The organism is Bradyrhizobium sp. IC3195 (assembly GCF_020193585.1).
GTDB lineage: Bacteria > Pseudomonadota > Alphaproteobacteria > Rhizobiales > Xanthobacteraceae > Bradyrhizobium > Bradyrhizobium yuanmingense.
The window spans coordinates 1-1,106 of sequence record NZ_JADYVG010000073.1 but is presented as its reverse complement, the minus strand read 5'-3'; the positions used below and the strand labels follow the sequence as shown (position 1 = coordinate 1,106).

General features: G+C 58.8%; 1 protein-coding gene. It reads left to right on the top strand.

Going from position 1 to position 1,106, the window contains the following annotated elements; genetic code table 11:
• Positions 1-1,106 (top strand): IS701 family transposase (locus I6F09_RS37140; RefSeq protein WP_225190199.1); only part of this gene is annotated, 1,106 nt, incomplete at both ends.

The window sequence follows — 1,106 nt, the reverse complement described above, 5'->3', positions numbered from 1 at the left end:
CCATTTCATCGTCGAAGGTGTCTGGGACGCATCACCGCTGGAATCTGAGCTGCTCAACCAGGCGGATCGGCTTGTCGGCGGCAAGGATGCGGTATTAGTCATTGATGACACCGCAATGCCGAAAAAGGGCGAACGCTCGGTTGGTGTCGCGGCTCAATATGCGTCCTCTCTTGGCAAAACGGCAAATTGCCAAACGCTGGTGTCGCTGACCCTTGCGCGCGGCGAAGTGCCCGTGATGGTCGCATTGCGTCTCTTTCTGCCCGAGAGTTGGACAGGCAATGTGTCTCGTTTGATGCGTGCTCGGGTGCCGATCGAACACCGAACGGCAAGATCCAAGCCAGAAATCGCTTTGGCTGAGGTTGATCGAGCGATGGCAGCCAACGTGCGCTTTGGATGTGTGCTGGCGGATGCAGGATACGGGCTCAGCGCACCATTTCGACAAGGGCTAACAGAACGCGGATTGGCCTGGGCCGTCGGCATCCCTCGGCACCTCAAGGTGTATCCGGTTGATGTGAAGCTCATTTGGCCGATTACCAAAGTCCGCGGGAAACCACGAAAGCACCACGTGCCGGATATCTTATCGATTGCGGCAGAACACATGCTGGCGAGCGCCAAATGGAAAACCGTGAGTTGGCGCAGCGGGACGAAAGGTCGGCTGAAAGCCCGATTTGCTGCTCTCCGTGTCCGCACCGCCGACGGCCCTCCCCAGCGAATCTGGGATAAGGGTCAGCAGCATCTCCCGGGCGACGAAGCTTGGCTCATTGGCGAGCAGCGTGCCTCAGGGGAGAAGAAATACTATCTCGCCAACCTCCCTGCGGCGACGGATCTGCGCACACTGGCCGCCACCATCAAGGCACGATGGATTTGTGAGCAGGCGCATCAGCAGTTGAAGGAGGAGCTTGGGCTTGATCACTTCGAAGGGCGATCATGGCAGGGTCTTCATCGCCACGCCCTGATGACAATGATTGCCTACGCCTTCTTGCAGCACCGTCGCCTCGCACATGCGGGACGGAAAAAAAAGAATCAATGGGCCTCCGCCTCAACCAACCATGCCCGCCGTACGCCACGCCATCGTCGATCTCATTCTTCGGCCGCCATCGCAGCGA